Source organism: Croceimicrobium hydrocarbonivorans, from assembly GCF_014524565.1.
In the GTDB taxonomy this organism is placed as follows: Bacteria; Bacteroidota; Bacteroidia; order Flavobacteriales; family Schleiferiaceae; genus Croceimicrobium; species Croceimicrobium hydrocarbonivorans.
The window spans coordinates 2,280,146-2,303,403 of record NZ_CP060139.1 but is presented as its reverse complement, the minus strand read 5'-3'; the positions used below and the strand labels follow the sequence as shown (position 1 = coordinate 2,303,403).

Sequence of the window (23,258 nt, the reverse complement as noted above, 5' to 3'; positions counted from 1 at the left end):
AAATGATTACAGTAAAGAATAAGAAATCCACTTCGAATCGAGTTCGTCCTGCAGGATATGAAGATTGGCTTGATTTATGGAAACAAAAATCAGGCAACACGAATGCTAACATTTCATGTAGAGTCCCAGGCTGCATTTGGCCAGCAGAAGCAGGTGGCCATGTATTCAATGTAAATTCAACATCAAAAGAATTCATCACACCTCTTTGCAGGGAACATAATCACTCTTCATTTTCTGACACATTTTTAGTATCAGAAAAAGACTTAGTTGACCCTAACTAACTATTTATCAATATCTTTTACCGTATTAGTCAGACAAAAAGTTTGCCGAAAGTTTGCCGAAAACCATAAATACTGAAACAATCCTAAAAACATAACACATTGATTATTAACAGCCATTACAGCCGTTTGCAATTCGACTCCGGCTCCGGGCACTTTTAAATCACTGATTTAGAACACCTTACGAAAAAGTAAGGTGTTTTTTTTTGCCCAAATCACGAAAAATTAGCCAAATCGTGACCTTAGCACCTTTAAGCACAACTATCTAACTTACTGCCACTTACCCCCTGAAGCTTCCCCTTAAAGACGCAAAACCGAGCCGGTTTTCGCCCCTCGCTACCAACGGTCCTTTCTCATTCAAGGAAGGCACTTCGATAACAAGCCAAAAAAATGCTCAATTTTCTTGATATATTAATCGATCAAACATTAACACCCTCACGAAATGTCTGAATCAAAAGATATTCTAGGCCTCAAGCCTTACGGAGAAGCACTTAAAATTTTTGTTGACCAAGGGGCGAAAGGAGCTATCAACTTTCTTAGCAAGATTTGCACTCCAGCAGCTGATGAATTTGGATTAATGCTCCAAGATAAAGTTAGATACTGGCGTATTTGCAACTTAATAAAGATGGCTCAAAAATCTCAAGATAAACTCAAAATTGATCCTACACATCATAACTTAATTCTCAATCCCAGAATAGCAAATGAGATCATGAATAATTCTTCATGGCAAGACGACGAAAACCTATTAGATATGTGGGCCGGGTTATTGGTATCATCTCTTAGCAAAAAACAAAATGACGACTCAAAAATTATATATATTCAGACTTTAAAATCCCTTTCTACCGTTCAAGCCCGCATAATTAAGTTCATTTGCGACGAAGTGATAGTTGGCAAGGATAAAAACGGACTAATAGTCCCACTACAACACGTTGAAACATCACTAGATAAATTATTTTCGATTAGCAACACTTCAGATATACATCGCTTGGATAGAGAAATCGACAACCTAAGAGGCTTATCATTAATTACTGATGCCTTAAACAACTCAATCGTTTCTGGTTTTCATGAGAATATGGACAACATACAAGACATTAAGTTCATCCCTTCTCCATTCCTTCTCCATTTAAACGCCGCTGTAAATGGCCAAAACGACACCGAACATTACTATAATTCAATCGGACACTTTCACGCTTTAAACACCAATAGATCGGTTCTTTAACAAAGATTTATTTTTACCAATATGTGGATTAAAAAACCTCACTATAAATTAAAACAATCACTTGATGAAAATGTTAATTTCCTCTATAAAGAAGATAATATCTATATCATGGATAATCATCTCGCCTCTGCATGGTGCTGGCTCCAAGAAGTAGATCAAGAAGGCAAAAATATATTCCTACACATAGATAGACACTATGATTTATTAAATTCACCAGAAGTAATTCAAGAATATATTATAGACAAAAAAATTGAATTGAAAAATTTAAATTTTAGCGAATATGAAAATCTTGAAGTCATATACGAACAAAAAAACGCTTCTAAAATTTTTAGATGGGACAACTACATTCTAAACCTACAAATATTGTATCCAAAAATATTTGGTAAAGCAACTTTCGTAACTCATCGAGATGGAAATAAAGAAGGAGATATAATAACAAGAGAAGAAGATTTTTTAACCATGTGTCATGAAATACACTCTTGGATTGAAGACAGTAACAACCGCTGTATCATCAATATTGACATCGATTTCTTCTTCACCCAATTAGACAAAGAGTACATTCAAATTTACACCAATGAAGTCATCTACGAGTTTGCTAAATCATTGGCAACATTAAAAAATAAAATTACGGTCATTACAATTTGCCTAAGCCCGGAATGTTGTGGAGGCTGGAATAATGCTCTAGATATTGCTTCTATTTTTAGCGAAGCCTTAGAAAATAAGTTTATCCCCGAATTAAGACAAATTACACAATTACCTTAACACTAGAAGATCTAACTACATTGGAAAATCTCAGAGCGATCCACAACTCCAATGACTGCAAATTTTAATCCATTAAGGTTGCTAAATCGCGACCTTACCATTCTGAAACCCTGTCGCACTACCTACTGGATATTAGTCTCATACCCCCTTTTCTAGATGTAAAACCGAGCCACACCCTGCATTGGTCGTGTAAGTCCCCCATTATTCCAACAGGTCTAAATTATCGATTTTAGGCAATAAGCCTTTGTTTAAATTCTCTTGGAGACATGTCTCCAAGAGAAGAATGCGGATGGTTTTGATTGTAGTCTTCCATCCAATGATTGATTAACTCTTGCATCTGCGTCTTCGTTTCAAAGAGATAAGCGTTGAGCACGTCTTCTCTCAGGGTGCGGTTAAAGCGTTCACAAAAGCCATTCTGCATAGGTTTTCCTTTCTGTATTCTTAAGTGTTTTATCTGATGTCGTTTGCAAAACTTTTGAAAGGCTTCTGCCATAAACTCTGTTCCGTTATCAGTTCTTATGGTAAATGGCTTACCGTGCCACTCTATTAGCTGCTCAAATTGCTCTACTACATGTTCGGAAGGGAAACTGCTGGATACCTTGCAAGCCAAAGCTTCGCGGTTGTAGTCGTCAATAATGTTGAGCACACGCATTTTCACACCATTCTCTAAGCGGTCCTGCATGAAGTCGGCACTCCAACATAGGTTAGGAGCTAAAGGCTGCAGCAACACCTCTTTGTCAGGGTTAGGAATACGTCGCTTCCATTTCCTCTTGCGCTTGTTCATCCCCAGTTTGATGTACACCCTGCGGATACGTTTCTTGTTCCAGGCATAACCCTCTTTACGAATACGCTTGGTATAAAATGGGCAGCCACGCGCAGGATAATGCTCCGCGTACCAGCGTAGCTTTTCCTCTACCTCCTTATCGTCTCGCTTGGATATATAGTAATATCCAGAGCGCTCAAGGCTAATGATTTTACAGGCCCTGGCAGTACTGACAGCGTAATCCGCTTTAATCTGCTTTGCTAAAAACCTCTTCTGACAGAGCCCTAGAGCTTTTTTTCCACCACATCCTTAAGGATCCTGTGGTCTAAGCTCAAATCCGCATACATCTGCTTTAGCTTCGTGTTTTCTCGCTCTAACTCCTTGTACTTGCGTAGCATTGCTGAATCCATGCCCCCGTACTTCTTGCGCCAGATATAAAAAGTATTGGCGCTTATACCTAACTCCTTGCAGATATCCTGTACTTTCTTACCAGCCTCATGCTCCTTTAAAGCCTGGCTGATCTGGCTTTCACTAAATCTTGATTTTTTCATAGTCAACAGTTTAAATTTACACACTTTTAAACTGTTGGATTTTTTGGGGGACTTACAGTCGATTAAATTTAACACCTAGCTATATATCAATAAGAGGCATAACGTACCTAGCATTACTCTCAGAGAATTTACTAAGTTTAAAATCCAATTTCTAAGTACTGGTGAATTACATAAGCAATAAAATTTGCGTCCGAACATGGCTTGTAAACGCACCTAGACATTACGCTTAAATTTCTAATACCCCAGGAATGAATCAAGGTGAAGAGATCCCACTTTTAGTTCTTAAAGTACTTAAGACCCTTTACGACACTGAAAATCCTCTTTTTGAAAAAGTAAGTACCGACAATGGCTTAGTTAAACTTATCAGCTCAAACCCTGGTTCAAAATTCTATTTCCATATTCTTGAACAAAGGGTAAATAATGGACATACACAAATCCTTATTGAATACTCACCACAATCCAAATCATCCAACACCTCCAGAAAAATATGGTTAAAATGCGATCATGACTCCATAAATAGCCACCTAAGTCTCTGGGTAGATCTCTTGCAGGGATTTAAGAAATATGATTTTCTTTCTGACAATATACTGGACCAGAGGGCAAAAGAAATTGAAAGCTACTTCAATATCGCAGATGAAGATTTCGACTTACCCTTATCCTTGAATGATATACCAAATCTAAATCGGTATTTGTTGGATTTCGAAGGGAGTATCGACCATAGCCGTAACCCGAAAATCTCAACCATTTGCGATGATCTTATTGCCGAAAGTGAGCAAGTTCGAGAAAATTTAAGTACCACTACGAAAGGTAAATTAGCTAAAAAGCTCAGTAAACTATTTGCAAAAAGCAGCAAACTAGGAACAACTTTTTTTCTTAAAACAATGCAACATTTTCATGCCACAATCACCTCTGAATCTACCAAATGGCTAATCAACGGAAGTGATGACTTATTTGGCTTCCTGAATTAAAGAAGTTCATTAATAATACTAATTAAAATGAATCCTCAAAATTAAAAGTTTGCCAAAAGCTTGCCGAAAATCACAAATATTGAATCAACCCTAAAAACATAACACATTGATTATCAACAGCCATTACAGCCGTTTGCAATTCGACTCCGGCTCCGGGCACTGAAGCTCTCTCCGCAAGGAGGGAGCTTTTTTTATTTCAAATATCCCGCTGTTCTGCAAATACCATAAGGCAACCATAATCCATGATAATTACCTAAAAACAATACCTTTAGGGCATTATCCTCCAACCAAGCCTGTTAAATGCGTCTTCTTCCCTTAAGCCTATTGCTGTTCTTTAATTTCTGTGGCGTCACTAATCTTTTTAGTCAAGCCAAGCTTATTCAGCTAAGCCCTCAAAACCCTAGCAGCAGCGCTTACAGCAATACCATCGGAATGGTTTATTATGGGGAAGAAATCAATCTTTTTATTTCTGAGAAAATAAGTGTTTTTGGTGGCCCTGATCTAACCAAGTGGTATATCCAGCACTATGATTATTCCTTAAACCTAGTCCAGGAAGAATCTATTTTCGACCTCCCTTATACGGAAGCAATTAACAGCTATGAACAGGCAGGTGGCACTTACCTCTCCGATACAAATGGCTACTGCATTTATGTTTCGGGAATTAATAACTCCCCGAACAAAACCCTAATACAGCTTCGAGACCGGTCCGGGAATCTTGTCTTTAACAAGTATGATTTTCATTTATTCGACACGCATCTTCTGAATGACTCCCAGCTTTCCTTGCACAACATCTTACTTAAAAAGAACCATCGGCTTCATTTATTTGACCTTAAGGGGAACAGTCTGATATCTTATGACTTGGATAGTTTGCAAACCATTCTATCCAACCAGATTTTTGTTAATGCGGATAGCCTATTTATTAATTCCAGAGTAGTTTACAACCCACAAACGGGTATATCCACCTATCATTTAAGTCAGTACGAAAACGGGCTTGACTCCTATTACTATGCGAACTTCAACAGTTCCTTTCAACTCCTCGACTCCATTAAGATTTCAACTGCTGATGATTTCCGGGCCACATTAGTCGAAGATGATCTTCTATTCCGTTATGACTCCATTGGCTTTAATACCAATATCCATCGATACCAGTCCAAATACCTTTATAAGGACTTCGACGGAAACCTAAAGCGTAGGGTTCGTTCAAATGGTAGAATTTTTTATGCTGACTTTATCGGCCCTTGGAATACCGAGTCCCTCATTTTCGGAAATAAGGGAGTGCTTTCCATTTGCAGTACAGAACAACTATTAAACACTAACCAATCCGGCACAATTGATACGGTTAGAGTAAGCCGTTTTCGCTATTTCGACAGCTTAGGTCTAAAGCAAGTAGACCATTTAATATTCAAGGATAGCCTCCCAATTTCTGCAAGTGCCACAAGTCTAAAAAATTGCATTGGACGCAGTAGTAATGGAGACTTCATCATTCCAATCAGTGCTTGGAACGGCCCCAATTCTAATTCATCTCGAAGTTTCCTCTTGAAGATAGACGCTCAAGGAAACTCACCCTTATCAGTACAAGCTTCACTGAAACCTAAAAAGCTAAGTATTTATCCTAATCCCAGCTCTCAATTTCTATCCATCCATTCTGAAGAACCAGATGAAGAGTTTAGGATCAAAGTACTCGATTTGCAGGGCAAAACCTTACTAATCCAAAACACGAAAACAGATCAGCCGATTGATGTATCTATCTTACCTAATGGCACTTATTTGCTTGAAGTGAGGGGTAAAACTAAAGCAGGACAAGACCTATTTAGGTTTATTAAGCACTAGTTTTCGCTGGCCTTCACCTTTCCACTGACCGCCGGCGAAAACAGCCCCTTTTTCAGCTTGCAAATACCTATAGGAACTTAGTTCTGGCCTTTTTAAAGTCGCCCATATCCCTTATAAGCCAATTCGTGAAACTTGTACTTCTTCCGCCAGCCGACTCCTTCCACGGTCATTTTTAACCATAAAAGCTCTGCCGACTCCTGATGCTCATGTCCTGAATTCCCCACCACATAAAAGGTATCTGTTTGAAAAACCGGGAATGAACTGATTATGCGATGAACTCCATTTTGATCTTGTTCATTTATATGTTTCCATCTCCCTGGTTCCCCTAATTGATTCACATAAGCAATGGGAATGGTATCTCCCTTTTGGTAAGCAATTGGCACATTGTAAAAGAAATTGGGATACCAAAAAGAATCCAGGTGATATTGACATTGATAGCCACTACTAGTATTATAGACTAAAGACTGCTTTGTTAGGGTATCCACACACAAAAAAGCCGAATCATAAATTTGATAGATCCCCGAAAAGGCAGATCGTGTACTATTTGGGTCGAAATGATTATCGAAATACAGTTCTTCGTAAACAATCGAATCCACATTCTCTTTAAAGCGAATGAGATAGTCTATTCTAAAATCATTTACACCATCTAAATCAAAATCAAAGTACTTGCTAGCCTTAAAGGCATTGGGAGATACCAGCTGACCATTACTCATAGAACCTAGTTCTATTGGAGGATCAAACTTTTGATAATGATCATACTCATCATATTCCCCCACCAAAAAATAGGTGTCCGGATAAGGATTCGGGTTTTCACTTGGAAGCGTCTGCTCCTCTTTGCAAGCAAACAATAACAAAACTAAAAGCAGAAAAATGCAACGCATAATACTTAGCAAAAAAAATTAAGGAGAATAAACCACCCAATCTACAGGAGTTCAGGTGTTTACATACGATTATAGGCCTTATAAGCCATTTCATAAAAGACATAGCGCTTATTGGATCTTTCCCCCTGAAGTCCCATTTTCAGCCAAAACAATCGCGACCTTTCCTGATCCTCAAAATCAAAGGAAGTTCCAACAATATAAAAAGTGTCCGTAGGGCTAGAGGTAAAAGATGGGAATGTGGTCAAACGAAGCTGAAGGGTATCACCATGATCTTCTGATCGTTTTAACCAGCAAGCTGGCCCTAAAAGTCGATCCTTCCCACCAATGGGGATTGTATCTCCCTTTTGGTGGGTTTTAAGAACATCGTAATAATTGTATTCATAAAGAAGGCTGTCGACGTGAAATTGACATTGATAAGCACTACTGCGATTATAGGTAACTGAGAAATTCGTAAGGGTATCCCTGCATTGATAAACAGAGTCCCTTATCCATCCATACCCTATAAAAAAAGCAGCTGCATTGGAGTGATTATCTAAGTTCTCAAAAGTCAGCTCCTCATAAACCACCGAGTCCAAGTTGCCCACAAAGCGGATTAAGTTATAAACCTCAAAATCATCTATGCTATCCTGATCCAAATCAAAGCGCACATAGGCCTTAAACCGATCCAAGCCCACAAATCGCCCTTCCGTTTTAGGGCCCAGACCTAGTGGAGGATCAAACTTTTGATGATAATCATAGTCATCATATTCCCCTACCAAAAAATAAGAGTCGGGATAAGGGTTCGGGTTTTCCTTTGTAATTGGATCCTCTTTACAAGCAAACAAAGCAAAAAACACTACCAGAATTAAATAGCGCATCAGTACCAGGGGTTTAGAAGTCTCTAAATTAAACTAATTGCCCATTTAAATACTAAGTCCTTTCCGTTTAAACCTATTCTTTAATCTAATCTCATTTATTAAAAACTCCTTTTCAGCATTCGACACCAAGACTAGCTCCCGAAAACTATTCCCCCTCATTTTCCCTATCTTCCTGCCACCAATAAACAATCAAAGATGTCCAAACCCTCTGCTCCGCTCTCTGCCTTTCTGCTATTTTTCTCCCTTCTGCTTCAAGGTCAAATTCTGGAACCCCGACTGGATTTCGCCCATAATTTTGGCGGAACCTATATCGACTATGCCACGGCCATTGAGCTTGACTCTGTCAACAATATTTACTGCTACGGTTATTTTACCGGAACGGCACAGTTTGACCCAGACAGTAGCCAACCCGCTTTGGTAGGCGCAAACTCAGGAGCACTCTTTTTAGCTAAATACAGCGCCGGAGGTCAACTCCTTTGGGTCAACTCACCCGGACAAGGAAACCCCGGTGGCCTAACGCTGGATACCAATGGCAATCTATTTTTCACCAGCTATCAGCAATACAATGGGGCCAAGATTTATAAATACGACGCCAGCGGTACCCACCAGTGGACCAAGACTATTAATGGAGAAGCTCGCGCCTTTAGCATAGCGATAGATAATACGGGAAACCTATACATCGGGGGGCATTACAGCGGCAGCACCGATTTTGATCCCGGCCCCTCTTTCCATACCCTCACTAACAATTACTTCAATGATCCCTGGATGGGTCCCACCTATTACACGAATCTCTTTTTACTCAGCTTGGATGCGACCGGAGATTTCAGATGGGTACGGAATGCCGGTGGCAATAGTTACAATGGCGTAGAAGATCTGACCCTACATAATGATCAAATTTATTTCTGCGGAAATTTCAGCGACTCCATCATCTTTAATCCGGGCAGTGCAAACCCTATTCAATATCAATCCAGTGGGGGCCGCGACTTCTTCATTGTTAACTACAACAGTAACGGTAATTTTAATTGGAGCCAGCACCTCGGCAGTATTGGCGACGATGCCGCCCATGCCATACTGGCTAATGACTCGGGTCAAGTATTTACCGTTGGACATTTCCCCCGCACTATAGATATGGACCCCGGAGCCGGTACCTATACGCTGCAGCCTTTCAATAATTTCCGATCCGGCTACTGCCTTAAACTCGACTCAGCGGGTAATTTCCAAAAGGCCATTCAACTAACCGGCACTAGTAATATGTCCATCGAAAATCTCTTTATCGATGAGATGGACCGACTGCATCTTAGTGGGAATTTTATTGGTAGTATTGACTTCAACCTGGGTTCGGGGAATCATACCCTAAGTACCGCCGGTTTTTCCACGGAGGACTTTATCGCGATTTACGAGCCCAATGACAGCTTATTTTGGGCTGGAACTACCGCTGGAACGGATCGTAAAACAGTTATGGCCTTTCAAGGTGAAAATCTCTTTGTTGCAGGCAGTTTCTTTGGCCGATTTGATTTCGACCCCAGCCCGGATTCTCTAAACTTAAACGCTCAATACGAAGATGTTTACCTCTATAATCTGCGCTTCTGCGAAAGCTTGCCTATCGACACTTTTAGCATTTATACTTGTGCTGATTATACTTCCGGGAGTGGAAGCAAAGTTTGGACTCAGAGTGGGTTTTACCTCGACAGCTTTCCTTCTTTAAGATACTGCGATAGCGTTGTAATGATCGATTTACATATTGATCTACCGGATACTTCGGTAATCCAATCCGGCTTTAGCCTCAGTGCTCAAGACAGCAATGCCCACTATCAATGGCTAGAATGCAGCGCCAATGGATACAATCTTTTAACAGGTGATACCTTGCAAACTTTTAACCCCATTGTAGATGGCCACTACGCCGTAATTCTCGACAATGGCTTTTGTAGCGACACTTCAGCTTGCTATAATATCCAGGGAATTGGCCTGAATAATCCGCTACCCCTAGGCTTGGAAATCTACCCCAACCCCAACCAAGGCAGAGTAAAAATTAAGCTGGGAGCCTTCCAGCAGGCCGTCTCCTATAGCCTCTTTGAAGCCAACGGGAAATTAGTGGACCACGGGGAGCTCCATGCTGAACCCGAATTAGATCTGGAAATCAAGGCCCCTGCCGGCCTCTACATTTTAAAGCTCAGCCAAGCCAATGGTGAAAGTCTGTTTTTGAAGGTATTGAAAGAATAATAATTGCTTCAATTTAGAACTTGCATTATCTATTCAGCAGTGAAACTCATAATCACCCAAAGCATTGGGTAGAGCTCACGTCAAGAATTATTTAGCAACCTGTTCTTGGAAAACCTGAAGATAAGAATCAATTAGCTTAACCTCATCCGGTGGTAATACCATAGTGCGAGTGACCTTTTGCCCATTCCATAACATTATGGCAGGATTATCAATTCTTTGTTTAAGCAAGTCATCCAACTCATTCTCTTTGTCAATAATTATATGTGAAGACTTGGCAGCTCTCAATTCAGCACTAGCACTACGCTCTGAAGTTATTAAGTAAATACCATCCTGCTCCATTCTTTTTAGGTGCGCTAAAAAGTATTTAGTGCTGTAATCCACACAGTAAGGGCAGGACCTGTTTGAAATCGTTATTAAAATACTATTCTTCGGTAATTGGTAACTTTTATAAAGGCTCGAAATGTCTCTCGCAGTAACATCTGGCTCAATATTGTTGATGTAATTCACCAACGAATCATATTCACTTGCCTTTAGTCTATGAGTATCTAGGGATGTGTATTGCACTCTAAACTTTCTTAGATCCTCACCTTGAGTAAGCCCAACAAACTGTCCTTTAAAATAACAAGGTTTGGGGTGTGTTTCAAACCAATCAGGCACTATCGATTGACCAATCAAATCTAAACTTTCATCATATGCGCCAACCCAGGTGTAATTCATTCTGAACTTACTTAAGTCCCCTGGTTTTAACTCACTTTCGACAGGCAACTTAGCAAATCTAAACACCATTGATTTTCTAGAATCATACAACACATCTTTGAAGATAGTGCTGTGTTGATTATAAGAAGGACTATTCCCAACATCCCCTTTCAGAGGTATAGGGTCCGGGATAAGCCTTGCTGCTTCATTAGACTCAATAAAGTCCCCTGTGTTGATGTTTACTAAGCGAAGTTTAGGGTAATTACAATGTGAGATAAATAGGAAATCTTTCGATTTAGGATTAAGATTAACATCAAGTTGTTCGTCTGCATATTTAACGCCTTCCATTGGTACCTCTCTTTGGTAGGGTACTGCTTTAAAAGTAATATCATTAGTTCCGTTAAAGTCAAAAAAGCCTACTTCCGGAATTCCATATTTGTTAATCTCCTTCTGCGAAAGACTTGAGTACAAAGGCAGGGGCACCACATAGTATCTATTTCCATCAAATTCCATGGGCCTAACATGATGAAAAAGCGTGGCATCTGAGGAATCCTTAGAATCCCCCATTTTCCTAAACGGACTCTGGTTTAGGTTAAAAATAGCCGTCTCTTTACCTAATCGATTAACTGAAAAAAGTACTGAATCATGAACTAAGCCGTGTTCGTTACTAATATCCTTTAATACAATGATCGTGTCAGGACTAAGATAATGGTGTGTAAAAAGCGGATATCTTCCCTTCGCTATTCTTTCAATCTTTATTTCTCTGGAAAATTTTTCATTTGAAATATCTACTTCAATTAATCTCCTACCCTCTATATCTCCTAAGAGTATAAAATCAGTGTCATTTCGAGTATAAGCATCTATTGTCAAATTAAGGGCTACATTAAATTCAAATGGCAAATTAATCTCCTGGCTCTGCCGGATTAATTCAAATTCAACCTTTGAATTCAAGCCTTTATGAGTAGCATCCTCGGATGGGGATTGGCAACTTGGCATTATAAAAACAAAAAGAACAACTCTTGCTAATTTTAGGAGATATGATGGACATGCTGCGCTATCAGACATAGGTAACTGGTTATCAAACAATACAATCTCCTTCAAAGTTATTATGAGACTGTGTTTAGTTTAAAGATATCAACGATCAATTTAGAATACCAATATTTATTTAAGCTTTTTTATTACAGAATAAAACCATAGACGCCAGGACCACAATTGAATTTTTCACCTGAAAGACTATTAAAACATCCTGATAAATTTTAATAAATCCACACCAAAAAAACATTTCAATTGGCAAAAACAGTATCTAGGTATCAGTCCCTTACCTTTCAAAATTCAGCCAAGCCAATGGTGAAAGTCTGTTTTTGAAACTAATAAGAAATTAAAAGCCCCGGCACGAGGCCTATTCTTATCCCGCTAAAAACCAATATCTTCGCCGCATGACCCCTCTTAAAAGGCTCCTATCATTTCTACTTTTACTCAGCTACAGTCTGGGTATGGCCCATGCTATGGTTCCTCATAGTGCGGCGATAGAAGCCGATACTGAGCATTCCGGGCATGAGCATCTTCACCATAATCATTGCGACGAAAGTGTTTATGATCTGATTGTTTGCCTGCTGGCCGAAACCGATCATCGGGTAGAACATTGTGTTTCGGATCTCTATCTGGCCAGCCAAAATCAGGACCTTCAAATTCAGAGTCCTATTCTAATTCTTTGGGATGCGATCCTTCGTCCGATTTCTATTTCTATCGATCTGGATGAAACCGAGCTCGAATATTTCGATGTCGACGAAATCCTGGCCAGCACCGAAAGGCGGCCCCATTATTCCCTCCGCGGACCCCCGCATTTTTCTTGTTAAACCTTGTATCCAGGCTTTAAGCCGGATCAGTATTCAATCGAATCTTCGGCTCCGGTCGAGGAATTTTCTATGGATCTAACAAGAAATTATGATTCAAAATATCATTCGCTTTTCAATAAAGAATAAGCTAATAATAGGCCTCCTGAGCATTGCCCTGGTGCTGGGTGGCCTGTGGAGCATGAGCCAGGTTCCCCTGGATGCGGTTCCCGACATTACCAATAATCAGGTGCAAGTAATTACCCAATCGCCCAACTTGGCCACGGAGGATATGGAGCAATTTGTAACCTATCCCGTAGAGCTGGCCATGGCCAATTTGCCAGGCGTGGAAGAAATACGCTCCGTTTCCCGTTTCGGCTTGTCTCTCGTTACCATCGTTTTTAATGATGAGATGGACACTTACCTCCCCCGCCAATTGGTGGCTGAAAAACTAAATGAGGTAGCCGAAGAAATTCCAGCGGGCTTCGGTAAACCCACAATGGGGCCGATCTCCACCGGATTGGGCGAAATCTACCAGTACACCCTGGAAGTAGATTCTGCTCACCGCGATCAATACAGCAGCACCGATTTACGCAGCATTCAGGATTGGATTATCCGTCGCCAAATGGCCATGGTGCCAGGCGTAGTCGAAGTGAATGCCTTCGGCGGTCAAATAAAGCAATACGAAATTGCAGTTGACCCAGATGAACTTCGAGCCATGGGCCTCAGCATTGCTGAGCTATACTCGGCTTTGCAAAGGAATAACACCAATACCGGCGGTGCTTATATCGAGAAAAATCACAAGGCCAATTTTATACGCGGCGAAGGCTTGGCCCGCAGCCTGGAGGACCTGGAAAATATTCTGGTCGAAAATAAAGGCGGCATCCCTATCCGCATTAAAGATGTGGCTGAAGTGCGCTACGGGCAAGCGGTGCGCTACGGTGCTTTTACCAAAGATGGTCAGGGTGAAGCCGTAGGTGGCATGATCCTGATGCTCAAAGGCGCCAATTCCAATAAGGTGATTCAAGCGGTAAAAGACAGAGTGGAGCAAATCCAGAAATCCCTGCCCGAAGGCCTACGCATTGAACCCTTCCTCGATCGCAGTAGCCTCATTGCCCAAACCACCGGAACCATTAGTCGTAACCTCCTCGAAGGGGCCTTAATTGTCATCTTTGTATTAGTGCTATTGCTAGGGAATTTCCGCGGTGGTTTAATTGTGGCCTCTACCATTCCCCTATCTCTGCTCTTCGCCTTTGTAATGATGAACATCTTCGGAGTATGGGCCAATTTAATGAGCCTGGGAGCCATCGACTTTGGGATCATTGTAGATGGAGCGGTAATTATCGTAGAAGGCACGGTTTTCCTCCTCCACGACAAATTGCTAAAGGGGAAATTAAACCCTGAAGAAAGAGATGAAGTAGCCATTCGCGCCTCGGGCAAAATGATGAATTCTGCCTTCTTCGGACAGCTAATCATCCTGATTGTTTTCATTCCCATTTTAGCACTGCAAGGAGTAGAGGGCAAGATGTTTCAACCCATGGCTCTCACCTTCATCTTTGCCATGATTGGGGTCATGATTCTCTGCCTAACTTATGTACCGATGATGTCTGCCTGGCTGCTACGTCGCCCTAAAACAGAAGCCCCCAATTTCGGAGATCGACTGATTCTAAAACTGGAAGCCCTTTATGAATCGGCGCTGGCCCGTGCTTTAAAAAGCGGTAAAGCGATATTGATTAGCGCCATCGTCTTATTAGGCCTGGCCATTTTCAATTTCAGTCGCATGGGCGGCGAATTCATTCCCCAATTGGATGAAGGGGATATCGCCTTTCACGCCATCTTAAAACCGGGCAGTTCCTTGCAGGAATCCATCGCCACCTCCACTAAAATTGAAACTTTATTGCTCAACAATTTCCCGGAAGTTAAGCATGTGATGTCGCGCTTTGGCGTAGCCGATGTTCCTACCGACCCTATGCCTATGGATGTAGGCGATTGCTTTGTACTGCTCAAACCAAAATCCGAATGGGTATCAGCGAACTCTAAAGGGGAGCTCATTGCCAAGATGAAGGCCGTGCTCAGTGAAATTACCGGCGTTAATTTCGAATTTACCCAGCCTATCGAAATGCGCTTCAATGAATTACTTACCGGGGTGCGCGAAGACATTGCTGTAAAGCTCTTTGGGGAGGATCTCGATATCCTGGCTCAAAAAGCGGAGGAAATGGGGCAGATCATCGCCACCGTGCCGGGAGTAGCCGATATGAAAGTTGAGGCCACAAAGGGATTGCCTCAAATGACCGTTCAATACCATCGCGCTAAGCTGGCCCAATACGGCTTGCATATCGATGAGCTCAATCAATTGATCCAGTCGGCATTTGCCGGAGCCAAGGCCGGGGTCATCTTCGAAGGAGAAAGACGCTTCGATCTGATGATTCGCCTTGATGCTCAACATCGCGAAAGCATTGATGATTTGAAAAACCTCTACATCCCTTTGAGCGGCGGCACCCAAATTCCGATTAAGGAAGTAGCCGATATCAGCTACCAAAGCGGACCAATGCAAATTAGCAGAGACAATACCCAGCGCAGAACCTATGTGGGAATTAATGTGCGGGGTCGTGATATCCAGTCTTTGGTGCAAGAAATACAGGAGAAATTAAATGCCGAATTGGAGCTCCCCTCTGGTTATTACCTCCGGTATGGCGGGGCCTTCGAAAACCTGGAGCGGGCCAGTCAACGCTTAAAAGTAGTGGTACCTCTGGCCCTAGTCCTCATTTTCCTTTTGATCTTCTTTGCCTTAAAATCCCTCAAACAATCACTTATGATTTTCATCGCTATTCCTTTGGCAGCCATTGGTGGCGTATTTTCTTTAGCCTTAAGAGGCATGCCCTTTAGCATCTCGGCCGGAGTAGGATTTATCGTACTCTTTGGAGTGGCCGTTCTCAATGGATTGGTACTGATTAGCGCTTGGAATGAGCTCAAGACTGAAGGGGACTTAGGCCTGGAAGATCGCATCCGCCTGGGAGCAAAAAGACGCATTCGTCCCATCATGCTCACCGCTTTAACCGATGTATTGGGATTCCTACCCATGGCTATTTCCAGCTCGGCTGGGGCCGAAGTACAGCAACCTTTGGCCACCGTGGTGATTGGTGGAATGATCTCGGCCAGCCTTTTAAGTCTCTTCATTCTACCCATCTTATACCGATGGTTCGAAAGTCGGAACCGAATTAAAATACCTCAAGGAAAGCTAGCCCTGCTTTTGGTCTTTATTTCGGTGATGGGCCCTTCTGCTTTAATGGCCCAAGAAAGCAGTACAACTGTGCAAAGTTTGGATGAGGCCATCAACATTGCACTGAAAAACAATGAGGGATTGAAGGCCTCCGAGCTCAGAGTAGCAGAAAAAGAAGAAGCGGAACATAAGGCCTTTAGCATCCCAAAAACGCAATTGGCTATGCAATACGGTCAGTACAATAGTGCGGAAACAGACCTGGCTCTAAACGTCAATCAAACATTTGCCTTTCCCACTATTTATGCCCGGCAATATAAACTAGCTAAGGCCGAAAGCGCCCTAAGTGAGAGAGCTTGGCTTCGAGATCAAATCCAGCTCAAAGCCGAAATCCGCAGCCGCTGGTACCAACTCAGCTATTTGAAGGAAGAGGAAAAACTGCTGCTTTATCAGGATTCAATTTACAGTAGAGTGGTCCAGGCGGCCGAGCTCCGCTACCAAACCGGCGAAAGTCGCTATTTGGAAAAAGCCAGTGCCGAAACCCAATTAATGGAAGTACAAAATCAGCTGCGAAACCAGCGCGCCGACATCACCATAATTGAAAACCAGCTGCGCTTTTTACTCAATGATGGGCCTGAGACTCAATTTGCTCCTAGCGCCTTGGAGGAAAGAGAACTGATTCTCCAGCCAGAAGAGGAAGCCTTAAAGGCTAATCCTGAATTGCAGCTTCAAAATCAAAAATTAGCGCAAATCGAAGCGGAACAGTCCTTGGCCCAAGCCCAATGGTTACCGGAGTTCAGCGTTGGCTATTTCAATCAATCGATGATTGGCACCCCTACTTCGGGTGGCCTAATGGCTGGTAGCACCGACCGTTTCACAGGCATTCAAGCAGGCTTATCAATCCCTTTATTTTTCGGTTCCTATCGCAGTACAGCCCAGGCAGCCCAACTCAAAACGGAATCCGCCCAAAGCGAAAACCGCTACTTCCAAAGTCGGATACAAAGTGAATATGCCCAGCAAATGGAAGGCATTCGCAAGTATCAAAACAGCCTGCAGTACTATCGCCAAAAAGGACTACCTCAAGCGGATTTAATCCTGGAGCAAGGCCAGAAAAGTTACCGCAATGGGGCCATTGGTTACCTGGAATATTTCCAAAGCTTAAAGCAGGCTCTGGATTTAAAAATGAAATATCTCCAAACTCTAAATGATTACAATCAAGCCCTGATCCGACTGGAATACTTAATGGGCCGATAAAATATTGAACATGAAAAAATATCTCAGCATAATAAGCCTGGCCTGGTTTAGCCTTCTGGCCACCAACTGCCAGCAAAGTAGTTCCCATTCGCATAGCCATGATGAAGCGCATGAAGAGCACGATCACCATGAGCACGGCGAAGGGCATGCCGAAGAAATCAGCTTAAATGAAAATCAATTTCGGGCCTTGAAGCTCCAAATTGACAGCCTGCAAAAACAGAACCTTCAAAGCTATGTAGAAGCCAATGGTCAATTGGAAGTGCCACCCCAAAATCAGGCGGCGGTAACCTCCATTATTGGTGCCAATGTGAGTAGCATCGAAGTAATTGAAGGCGATGAAGTAAAAAAAGGTCAGGTATTGGCTTATCTCAGTCACCCCGCATTAATTCAATTGCAATCCGATTACCTGCAAAGCTGGCATCAACTCAGTTTTCAAGAAGCTGAGATAGAACGTCAGGAGAAGCTTTTTAAGGAAAAGGTGAGCTCGGGCAAGGAGTATCAAAAGGCCCAAGCCGATTATGCTGCCTTAAAAAGCAAGGTACTAGGCTTGGAGGCCCAGGTTAAATTATTAGGCTTGGATCTAAAGGTCCTGCAAGAAGGCAAGATTTACGAAAAGGTAGCGGTGAAAAGCCCCATCAATGGCTTTATCCAATTAGTCGAAATCAAAACCGGCCAATATGTACAAGCCCAAAAAGAGCTCTTTGAAATTGTAAATATTGATCACATCCATGCCGATCTAATGGTTTTCGAAAAAGACATCAATAAGGTGGCTCAAGGTCAAAAAGTGTGGTTACGCGTAGGCACGGAAGGCAAGGACGCTCCCGCCCTTGGGGGCAAAATTTACTCCGTGGGCAAGTCCTTTGAGCAAAATCCTAAGGCCGTGCATATCCACGCTTCCATCGAAAATAAAGAGGGAAAGCTCTTGCCCGGACTCTATGTTCGAGGTCGCATTGTAAGTGAGGAAGCTAGTGGTTTTGCCCTGCCGGAAGAGGCGGTAGTTCAGGAAGGTGAGCAATACTACATCTTTAGTGCCGAAGCCCATCAACATCATGATGAAAAGGAGTGGCTATTTAAGCCCATTGCCGTTAAAACCGGGGCTCGTAGCGAAGGCTGGGTAGAAATTATCCCTCTCCAGGAAATCGCGCCCGGCCAGGTCTTTGCTTGGAATCAGGCCTATTACCTGATGGCCGAATTGAAGAAAGGCGAAGCGGAACATAGTCATTAAAGAAAAAGGCCCTCGAAATCTGTTTTGAGGGCCTTTTTTAGTCCCCTATTTTTGGTCCTAAATAAGAGAGGGAGGGCACTCCAAAACAAAAACCTTAAAATGTCTCAAGCCAAGTTTATCCTCAAACATTTAGAAAATACGCGTCGTCGCAGTCTTATACTCTGGCGCAGTTTGCCAAATTCTCAATTTCATTGGCTCCCCGATCCCAAGGCGCAAAGCGCAGCCGAAATGATTCGCCATGTATTGGCCGCCGATCACGGTTGGTTGCAAATTATAAGAGGAGTAGATATGCGGGGATACCAAAGCCCTTGGGCTGATCTGGCCATCGAATCTTTAGACCAAGAACTGGAATTAGCCCAAGAACATCGTCAGGCTTTTTTGGATCAGATTAGTCATTATAGCGATCTAGAATTAAGTGAAAGCCTAGTTTATCATCCTGGTGTTCCGGAAGCCAAAATACTAGGCGATTACCTCTTGCGTACCGCCTATCATGAATCGGTACATGCTGGACAATTCCTTACTTATCTGCGCTTGATGGAGGTTCCCAGGCCGAATATTTGGGATTAAACATTCTTTCTAAAAGATCAATCTAGCTTCTCCCAAGCTTTGCCATTCCATTGATACTTATCTCTGAACCAAAGGAACTTATGATGTGTATAAATGAAAATATACTTGTTCGTATCCGCATCACTTATGTAAAGATTTGGATCAAAATTCGGTACTGACTTTCCAGACAGCCATTGATGGACTTGATAGCTATAACTGATGCTAAAAGATCTCCCAGAATCCTGTAAAGTCTTCAAAATTGCAATCTGATTATTTGAAGGGTTAGCAGCAAGCCATGAATCGAAATCACAGTACGAATAATACATTTTCTTTCCAGCGTATACCTCCAGCACCTGCATTCCATCATGACTAATACTATAGGTAGGATCTTGATAGAATGAATCTTTCTTGGCAGCAACTTTATTTATTTGCTGAATAACGGGCTGCGCCTCCGGTGCCAACTCCCATTCCGAAGCTTCTATATCAAGCGATTCATTGATGAAGTCAAATCTTTTGCGGTAAACCTTTCCCACTCTAATTAGAATCGCTTTACCATAACCATTCTGCCCATTCATAGAAGGCCAATGACGGTAAAGAAGTAAGGTGTCTGATCCTGCAATGGAGTCCTTTAAACTTATCAGTTGATCATCTATTTTCAAGCCTGGCCTAAAACCACATTCCTGAATATCCCGGCTACTGAGCTGAAGAGAAAGGAGCATTAATACCGTAAACTGAATTGATAATTTCATTCTAGGCTTAAGATTTAAAAGCGTTCGAGCATAATCCACAAAGGAGCCTCTTCTCGTGGGCAATATTTATAATAATCAGAGTCCCTACTTTCTATTTCTGGATTAACATTTGTCCAACAAAGCACATGATGATTATTCCATAAAGTGCCTTGGCTCGCTCTATAGCCACCGATAAAGTGCAGCCCAAGCAATTGATACATATGCACTTCAAATTGATGGCCCTTTGGCCATTTTAAAGAATCTACCCAAATCGAATCATTAATCAATAAATCAATTACTTCTGATTCGCATTCCACTTCTAAAACCAAAAAATTGGCCTTGACAGAATAATCCCTAACCCCTTTAACTGAACAATGCACCTTTCGATTACTAAGCATTTTCCCATCCCAGTACGCCTTAACAAAAGAATCATGCCTTGTCTGTCTACTTTGTAGAATACTATCTAATTCTCCTTTCTTTAAACCCTGATATTCAACACCATATTTGGCTTGTAATTCTTTAAGATGATCTAACCAATCTTTTAATTGATACCCCAGACTATGTTGAACAAGCTCCAAATCAAGAGCCGGCTTATCTACGGGATCCGCTTTCTTTCCTTTAACTGAAAGACTTTGGCCACTCCCTCTTTCAAAAGCAGCGACCTTTGCCAGTTCACGACCAATAGCACCAATTTGAGCATTATAAGCTACCCCCAAAAAGTCGTTTCTAGCTATGATGGAATCAGGATATAAGGATCCAATTTGCACTAAATACTGCCTTCGCCTTCTCAACCCCTTAAATGTTTTCGTTTGAGGCCCGGCTTCTAAGCCATCAACAGCTTCATTCAAACAAAACTGAATGTCAACATGCACTAATTCCGGGAAATGACCTAAAGCTACCAAAATGGGAAGCTCAAGTTCTTTTGGGTAGCTCTTATGTTGACTATACTCAGTTCTTAGGAAACTGAGTTCAAGACTATCTCTCGTTCTTTCATAAAGCCTATTTTCTCTTGTATAAAAAAGCTTCTGAGAGAATTGTCCATTCAAACAAAGTGGTAGAATTAATAAAACAAGGCTAATTAATCGAAGCATAGTTTATTGATAAAGTACCCTCAATTTGGTTGCTTTTCATTGTAAGCGAATATTAAACTATCTATTTCCAATTCTGGCACAAAATTAGCACCTTGCCCCGCGATCACCGACCCCCTCCTGCTGCCTTTTGGTATGACACAGGTTTTCAGATTTATTTGTCTCCTTTTGCTTTGCTCTATTGCCCAAGCCCAAGTTCCGGTGCGTGGAATGGAAGGCTATCATCTTTTGGATGAAGATGGCGACACCCTCAGCGATCGTCCTTACGAATACATTCATCCCCGCAGTGGCGAGTTTTGGTTAGCTTATGATCAGGGAGAATTCTTCTACCTCAACAACTTTAACTACAAGCCCAGTTTTAATAAGAGCTACGCTATTGCCTATCCCTTTAAGGATCATTTTGCCCTCATTAAAATCGATAATCACTACCGCTATTTAAGTGATTTGGGATTGATCTTTGGCGAAATAGATTGGCCCAAAGCCCCGGAGGCCTTTGATGAAGTATTGCTTATTTCCAACGATCAAAATCACTTGATCAACCGCAAGGGAGATACCCTGCTCAGCACTCAAAATCCTCTATTTGTGGGTGAAAAAATCGGCATCCTCGAATGGAACAAAGAGCTTGCTCAGGTAAAGCAATACCATTCGCGAAATGGTCAAATCTCTTTCTTGCAAAGTTTTGAAGAGGTAGACAGTTTGGCTTTCAATCAGCAGGGGCACATCATCATTCAAAAAAACGGACTCTATAATCTCTACAATAACAAAGGCCAATTATTGGTAGAAAACCAAAAAGCCCGTGGCTATTACCGCGGTCCCCAAATGGTTTGGAACCATTACTTCTTTGCCGATACTCTTGGCCAGCTTAGGAAGCACTATGAAAATGAACTCAGTTCTTATCCATTGATTGACGCCAGCTCTTGCCTTTTTCGCGGTCAAAGGAACAGCTTTGGCCCCGCGGTTTATCTCAGTGAAGCTTTCGCGGATGAAGGGGTAGGCCAATTAAGAGGTACCGATAAATGGCTATGCTATGATGGCGACGACCGGAATTTGGAAGGGCGCTATCTTTTTGATGAGGTATTAGCCTCCGATGATCGCCATTATCTTATTGTGCGCATCCAAATGGATTGGTTTCGCTACGATAAGCGCGAAGACAGCCTAATGCTTTTACCCTGGCGTTTTGTACATCCTTATGGATTAGCCGATGGCCGCATTTTTGGCTCTAATAGCAATGAGCCCTTCAAAGCTAAAAAATGGGCCTATCACCATATCGAAAAAGGCAAAATCAGTGAAGAGCAATATCGTTTCCCGCCTGAAATCTATCCTAATCTTTGGATTAGCTCTCCTCTTATTGGCCGCAACCCAGAACTGGCCGAAGAACACCTAATGCTTAAAGAAGAGCAAATTTTATGGCTCAATAAAGAAGGGCAGGAATTTGCCTTTGAGGCCGCCCCGGAATTCTACCCCCTAAAATTGCCGGATATCTTTTGCCCCAATTTGGAACTTAAAGCTGATAGTCGATTTAAGCTAAATCGCCGAGGCTCCTTTGCTCGCAATCGACTGCAAGTGAAATTCGAAGCTCAAGATCAAAAGCTTACAATCGAATTGGTGAATACCCAAAAAGACAGCGCCGCTATTATTGGCTATGGCGATCAGGTAGAAGCCTGGCTGCAATATGAACTAAGGCCCGGAAAGTGGCGCACTATTAGTCGCTTTGATGCCGAAGACTTCCAGGACCCCAGCTATCTCTTAAGCTTAGCTCCTATGGAAGGCCTCCGTCTTGAAAGAGCCCGGGCCAGCGGAAATTATCTGGTAAATGCACGCATTAAAATCTTAGTGAATGAGGATCGCTATATCTATTCCGAAAGCCAAAAAATTAAAGTGCCAGCGGTAATGCTGGATGGCCTACCTTATTTCGCCGAATACGGAGCTATTTCCTATTATCAATTTAACTTCGATCGCGAACTTGATGAAGCTAAAGGAATTTAATCTGGCCCTGCGCTTTATCCTGGAAATAGGCGCTCTTGTGGGCGTTGGCTATTGGGGCTGGCAGAGCTATGAAGGTTGGTTACAATATTTAACCGGCATAGGCTTGCCTTTACTCATGATGAGCCTCTGGGGCACATTCGCCGTAGTTGGAGATCCAAGTCGATCCGGTAATGCGCCCATTCCCATTTCTGGCAAACTTCGCCTCCTACTGGAGCTAGCTGTATTTGGCTTCGGACTTTGGGCCTTCTATAAATCCGGCCAGAGCAAAATTACCTTAGCAATGGCCGCCCTTTTAGTACTGCATCACTTACTTTACCTCGACCGACTGCGTTGGTTGTGGAAACAATAAAACCAAGA

At 42.1% G+C, this 23,258-nt stretch carries 19 protein-coding genes; 12 read left to right on the top strand and 7 right to left on the bottom strand.

All coding sequences use genetic code 11. The annotated features are described in order from the left end of the window. The first annotated feature begins 2 nt into the window (after positions 1 to 2). The 3 genes from H4K34_RS10315 (at position 3) to H4K34_RS10305 (ending at position 2,259) form a co-directional block, all read left to right on the top strand. Positions 3 to 281: a hypothetical protein gene (locus H4K34_RS10315; RefSeq protein WP_210757341.1), complete on the top strand. Its 279-nt coding sequence runs from the start codon at positions 3 to 5 to the stop codon at positions 279 to 281. A 439-nt stretch (positions 282 to 720) separates the two neighbouring features. Next, entirely contained in the window at positions 721 to 1,497 is a 777-nt protein-coding gene (locus tag H4K34_RS10310; protein ID WP_210757340.1) for an Abi-alpha family protein, read from the top strand. Positions 1,498 to 1,518: 21 nt separating this feature from the next. After that, on the top strand, positions 1,519 to 2,259 hold the full coding sequence (locus H4K34_RS10305) for a peptide arginase family protein (protein ID WP_210757339.1): 741 nt from the start codon (positions 1,519 to 1,521) through the stop codon (positions 2,257 to 2,259). Between the two features lie 229 nt (positions 2,260 to 2,488). Here the strand turns inward: H4K34_RS10305 and H4K34_RS10300 are convergent, their stop codons facing one another. Continuing rightward, positions 2,489 to 3,229, bottom strand: a complete 741-nt coding sequence (locus H4K34_RS10300; protein ID WP_246452228.1) for an IS3 family transposase — start codon at positions 3,227 to 3,229, stop codon at positions 2,489 to 2,491. Positions 3,230 to 3,306: 77 nt separating this feature from the next. Next, positions 3,307 to 3,573 carry a transposase gene (locus H4K34_RS10295; RefSeq protein ID WP_210757338.1) on the bottom strand — a complete coding sequence of 89 codons (267 nt, stop codon included), beginning with the start codon at positions 3,571 to 3,573 and terminating at the stop codon, positions 3,307 to 3,309. Between the two features lie 248 nt (positions 3,574 to 3,821). Between H4K34_RS10295 and H4K34_RS10290 the strand changes: the two genes are divergently transcribed. Continuing rightward, positions 3,822 to 4,541, top strand: a complete 720-nt coding sequence (locus H4K34_RS10290) for a hypothetical protein (RefSeq protein ID WP_210757337.1) — start codon at positions 3,822 to 3,824, stop codon at positions 4,539 to 4,541. Positions 4,542 to 4,841: 300 nt separating this feature from the next. Continuing rightward, positions 4,842 to 6,371 (top strand): T9SS type A sorting domain-containing protein, encoded by a 1,530-nt coding sequence (locus tag H4K34_RS10285; RefSeq protein ID WP_210757336.1) that lies wholly within the window; start codon positions 4,842 to 4,844, stop codon positions 6,369 to 6,371. A 92-nt stretch (positions 6,372 to 6,463) separates the two neighbouring features. Here H4K34_RS10285 and H4K34_RS10280 read toward each other — a convergent pair whose 3' ends face one another. Beyond that, complete coding sequence (locus H4K34_RS10280) at positions 6,464 to 7,252, bottom strand: hypothetical protein (RefSeq protein ID WP_210757335.1); 789 nt, start codon at positions 7,250 to 7,252, stop codon at positions 6,464 to 6,466. Between the two features lie 59 nt (positions 7,253 to 7,311). Then, positions 7,312 to 8,109 carry a hypothetical protein gene (locus H4K34_RS10275; protein WP_210757334.1) on the bottom strand — a complete coding sequence of 266 codons (798 nt, stop codon included), beginning with the start codon at positions 8,107 to 8,109 and terminating at the stop codon, positions 7,312 to 7,314. Between the two features lie 195 nt (positions 8,110 to 8,304). Between H4K34_RS10275 and H4K34_RS10270 the strand changes: the two genes are divergently transcribed. Next, positions 8,305 to 10,329, top strand: coding sequence for a T9SS type A sorting domain-containing protein (locus H4K34_RS10270; RefSeq protein WP_210757333.1), 2,025 nt, complete (start codon positions 8,305 to 8,307; stop codon positions 10,327 to 10,329). Positions 10,330 to 10,416: 87 nt separating this feature from the next. Here the strand turns inward: H4K34_RS10270 and H4K34_RS10265 are convergent, their stop codons facing one another. Continuing rightward, positions 10,417 to 12,090 (bottom strand): hypothetical protein, encoded by a 1,674-nt coding sequence (locus tag H4K34_RS10265; protein WP_210757332.1) that lies wholly within the window; start codon positions 12,088 to 12,090, stop codon positions 10,417 to 10,419. Positions 12,091 to 12,461: 371 nt separating this feature from the next. Between H4K34_RS10265 and H4K34_RS10260 the strand changes: the two genes are divergently transcribed. The 4 genes from H4K34_RS10260 (at position 12,462) to H4K34_RS10245 (ending at position 19,120) form a co-directional block, all read left to right on the top strand. Next, positions 12,462 to 12,881, top strand: a complete 420-nt coding sequence (locus H4K34_RS10260; RefSeq protein ID WP_210757331.1) for a hypothetical protein — start codon at positions 12,462 to 12,464, stop codon at positions 12,879 to 12,881. Between the two features lie 88 nt (positions 12,882 to 12,969). After that, complete coding sequence (locus H4K34_RS10255; protein ID WP_210757330.1) at positions 12,970 to 17,328, top strand: CusA/CzcA family heavy metal efflux RND transporter; 4,359 nt, start codon at positions 12,970 to 12,972, stop codon at positions 17,326 to 17,328. Positions 17,329 to 17,338: 10 nt separating this feature from the next. Further along, positions 17,339 to 18,553 carry an efflux RND transporter periplasmic adaptor subunit gene (locus tag H4K34_RS10250; RefSeq protein WP_210757329.1) on the top strand — a complete coding sequence of 405 codons (1,215 nt, stop codon included), beginning with the start codon at positions 17,339 to 17,341 and terminating at the stop codon, positions 18,551 to 18,553. A 99-nt stretch (positions 18,554 to 18,652) separates the two neighbouring features. Beyond that, the gene (locus tag H4K34_RS10245; RefSeq protein ID WP_210757328.1) at positions 18,653 to 19,120 is read left to right on the top strand and encodes a DinB family protein; all 468 of its coding nucleotides are present in this window, start codon (positions 18,653 to 18,655) and stop codon (positions 19,118 to 19,120) included. Positions 19,121 to 19,137: 17 nt separating this feature from the next. On the opposite strand, the gene H4K34_RS10240 is transcribed toward H4K34_RS10245, so the two are convergent. Then, entirely contained in the window at positions 19,138 to 19,848 is a 711-nt protein-coding gene (locus H4K34_RS10240; RefSeq protein WP_210757327.1) for a hypothetical protein, read from the bottom strand. Between the two features lie 14 nt (positions 19,849 to 19,862). Next, entirely contained in the window at positions 19,863 to 20,918 is a 1,056-nt protein-coding gene (locus tag H4K34_RS10235) for a hypothetical protein (RefSeq protein WP_210757326.1), read from the bottom strand. A 165-nt stretch (positions 20,919 to 21,083) separates the two neighbouring features. On the opposite strand from H4K34_RS10235, the gene H4K34_RS10230 reads away from it, so the two are divergent. Further along, positions 21,084 to 22,901 carry a hypothetical protein gene (locus tag H4K34_RS10230; protein ID WP_210757325.1) on the top strand — a complete coding sequence of 606 codons (1,818 nt, stop codon included), beginning with the start codon at positions 21,084 to 21,086 and terminating at the stop codon, positions 22,899 to 22,901. After that, positions 22,882 to 23,250, top strand: a complete 369-nt coding sequence (locus tag H4K34_RS10225) for a YrdB family protein (RefSeq protein WP_210757324.1) — start codon at positions 22,882 to 22,884, stop codon at positions 23,248 to 23,250. Before H4K34_RS10230 ends, H4K34_RS10225 begins: the two co-directional genes overlap by 20 nt. The last annotated feature ends 8 nt before the right edge of the window (positions 23,251 to 23,258 follow it).

Excerpts from the sequence above, each read along its gene's own strand:
- H4K34_RS10270 (WP_210757333.1), top strand. The coding sequence starts at position 8,305 with ATGTCCAAACCCTCTGCTCCGCTCTCTGCCTTTCTGCTATTTTTCTCC.
- H4K34_RS10265 (WP_210757332.1), bottom strand. The coding sequence starts at position 12,090 with ATGTCTGATAGCGCAGCATGTCCATCATATCTCCTAAAATTAGCAAGA.
- H4K34_RS10250 (WP_210757329.1), top strand. The coding sequence starts at position 17,339 with ATGAAAAAATATCTCAGCATAATAAGCCTGGCCTGGTTTAGCCTTCTG.
- H4K34_RS10310 (WP_210757340.1), top strand. The coding sequence starts at position 721 with ATGTCTGAATCAAAAGATATTCTAGGCCTCAAGCCTTACGGAGAAGCA.
- H4K34_RS10280 (WP_210757335.1), bottom strand. The coding sequence starts at position 7,252 with ATGCGTTGCATTTTTCTGCTTTTAGTTTTGTTATTGTTTGCTTGCAAA.
- H4K34_RS10245 (WP_210757328.1), top strand. The coding sequence starts at position 18,653 with ATGTCTCAAGCCAAGTTTATCCTCAAACATTTAGAAAATACGCGTCGT.
- H4K34_RS10235 (WP_210757326.1), bottom strand. The coding sequence starts at position 20,918 with ATGCTTCGATTAATTAGCCTTGTTTTATTAATTCTACCACTTTGTTTG.
- H4K34_RS10275 (WP_210757334.1), bottom strand. The coding sequence starts at position 8,109 with ATGCGCTATTTAATTCTGGTAGTGTTTTTTGCTTTGTTTGCTTGTAAA.
- H4K34_RS10260 (WP_210757331.1), top strand. The coding sequence starts at position 12,462 with ATGACCCCTCTTAAAAGGCTCCTATCATTTCTACTTTTACTCAGCTAC.
- H4K34_RS10315 (WP_210757341.1), top strand. The coding sequence starts at position 3 with ATGATTACAGTAAAGAATAAGAAATCCACTTCGAATCGAGTTCGTCCT.
- H4K34_RS10305 (WP_210757339.1), top strand. The coding sequence starts at position 1,519 with ATGTGGATTAAAAAACCTCACTATAAATTAAAACAATCACTTGATGAA.
- H4K34_RS10295 (WP_210757338.1), bottom strand. The coding sequence starts at position 3,573 with ATGAAAAAATCAAGATTTAGTGAAAGCCAGATCAGCCAGGCTTTAAAG.
- H4K34_RS10240 (WP_210757327.1), bottom strand. The coding sequence starts at position 19,848 with ATGAAATTATCAATTCAGTTTACGGTATTAATGCTCCTTTCTCTTCAG.
- H4K34_RS10255 (WP_210757330.1), top strand. The coding sequence starts at position 12,970 with ATGATTCAAAATATCATTCGCTTTTCAATAAAGAATAAGCTAATAATA.
- H4K34_RS10225 (WP_210757324.1), top strand. The coding sequence starts at position 22,882 with ATGAAGCTAAAGGAATTTAATCTGGCCCTGCGCTTTATCCTGGAAATA.
- H4K34_RS10285 (WP_210757336.1), top strand. The coding sequence starts at position 4,842 with ATGCGTCTTCTTCCCTTAAGCCTATTGCTGTTCTTTAATTTCTGTGGC.
- H4K34_RS10290 (WP_210757337.1), top strand. The coding sequence starts at position 3,822 with ATGAATCAAGGTGAAGAGATCCCACTTTTAGTTCTTAAAGTACTTAAG.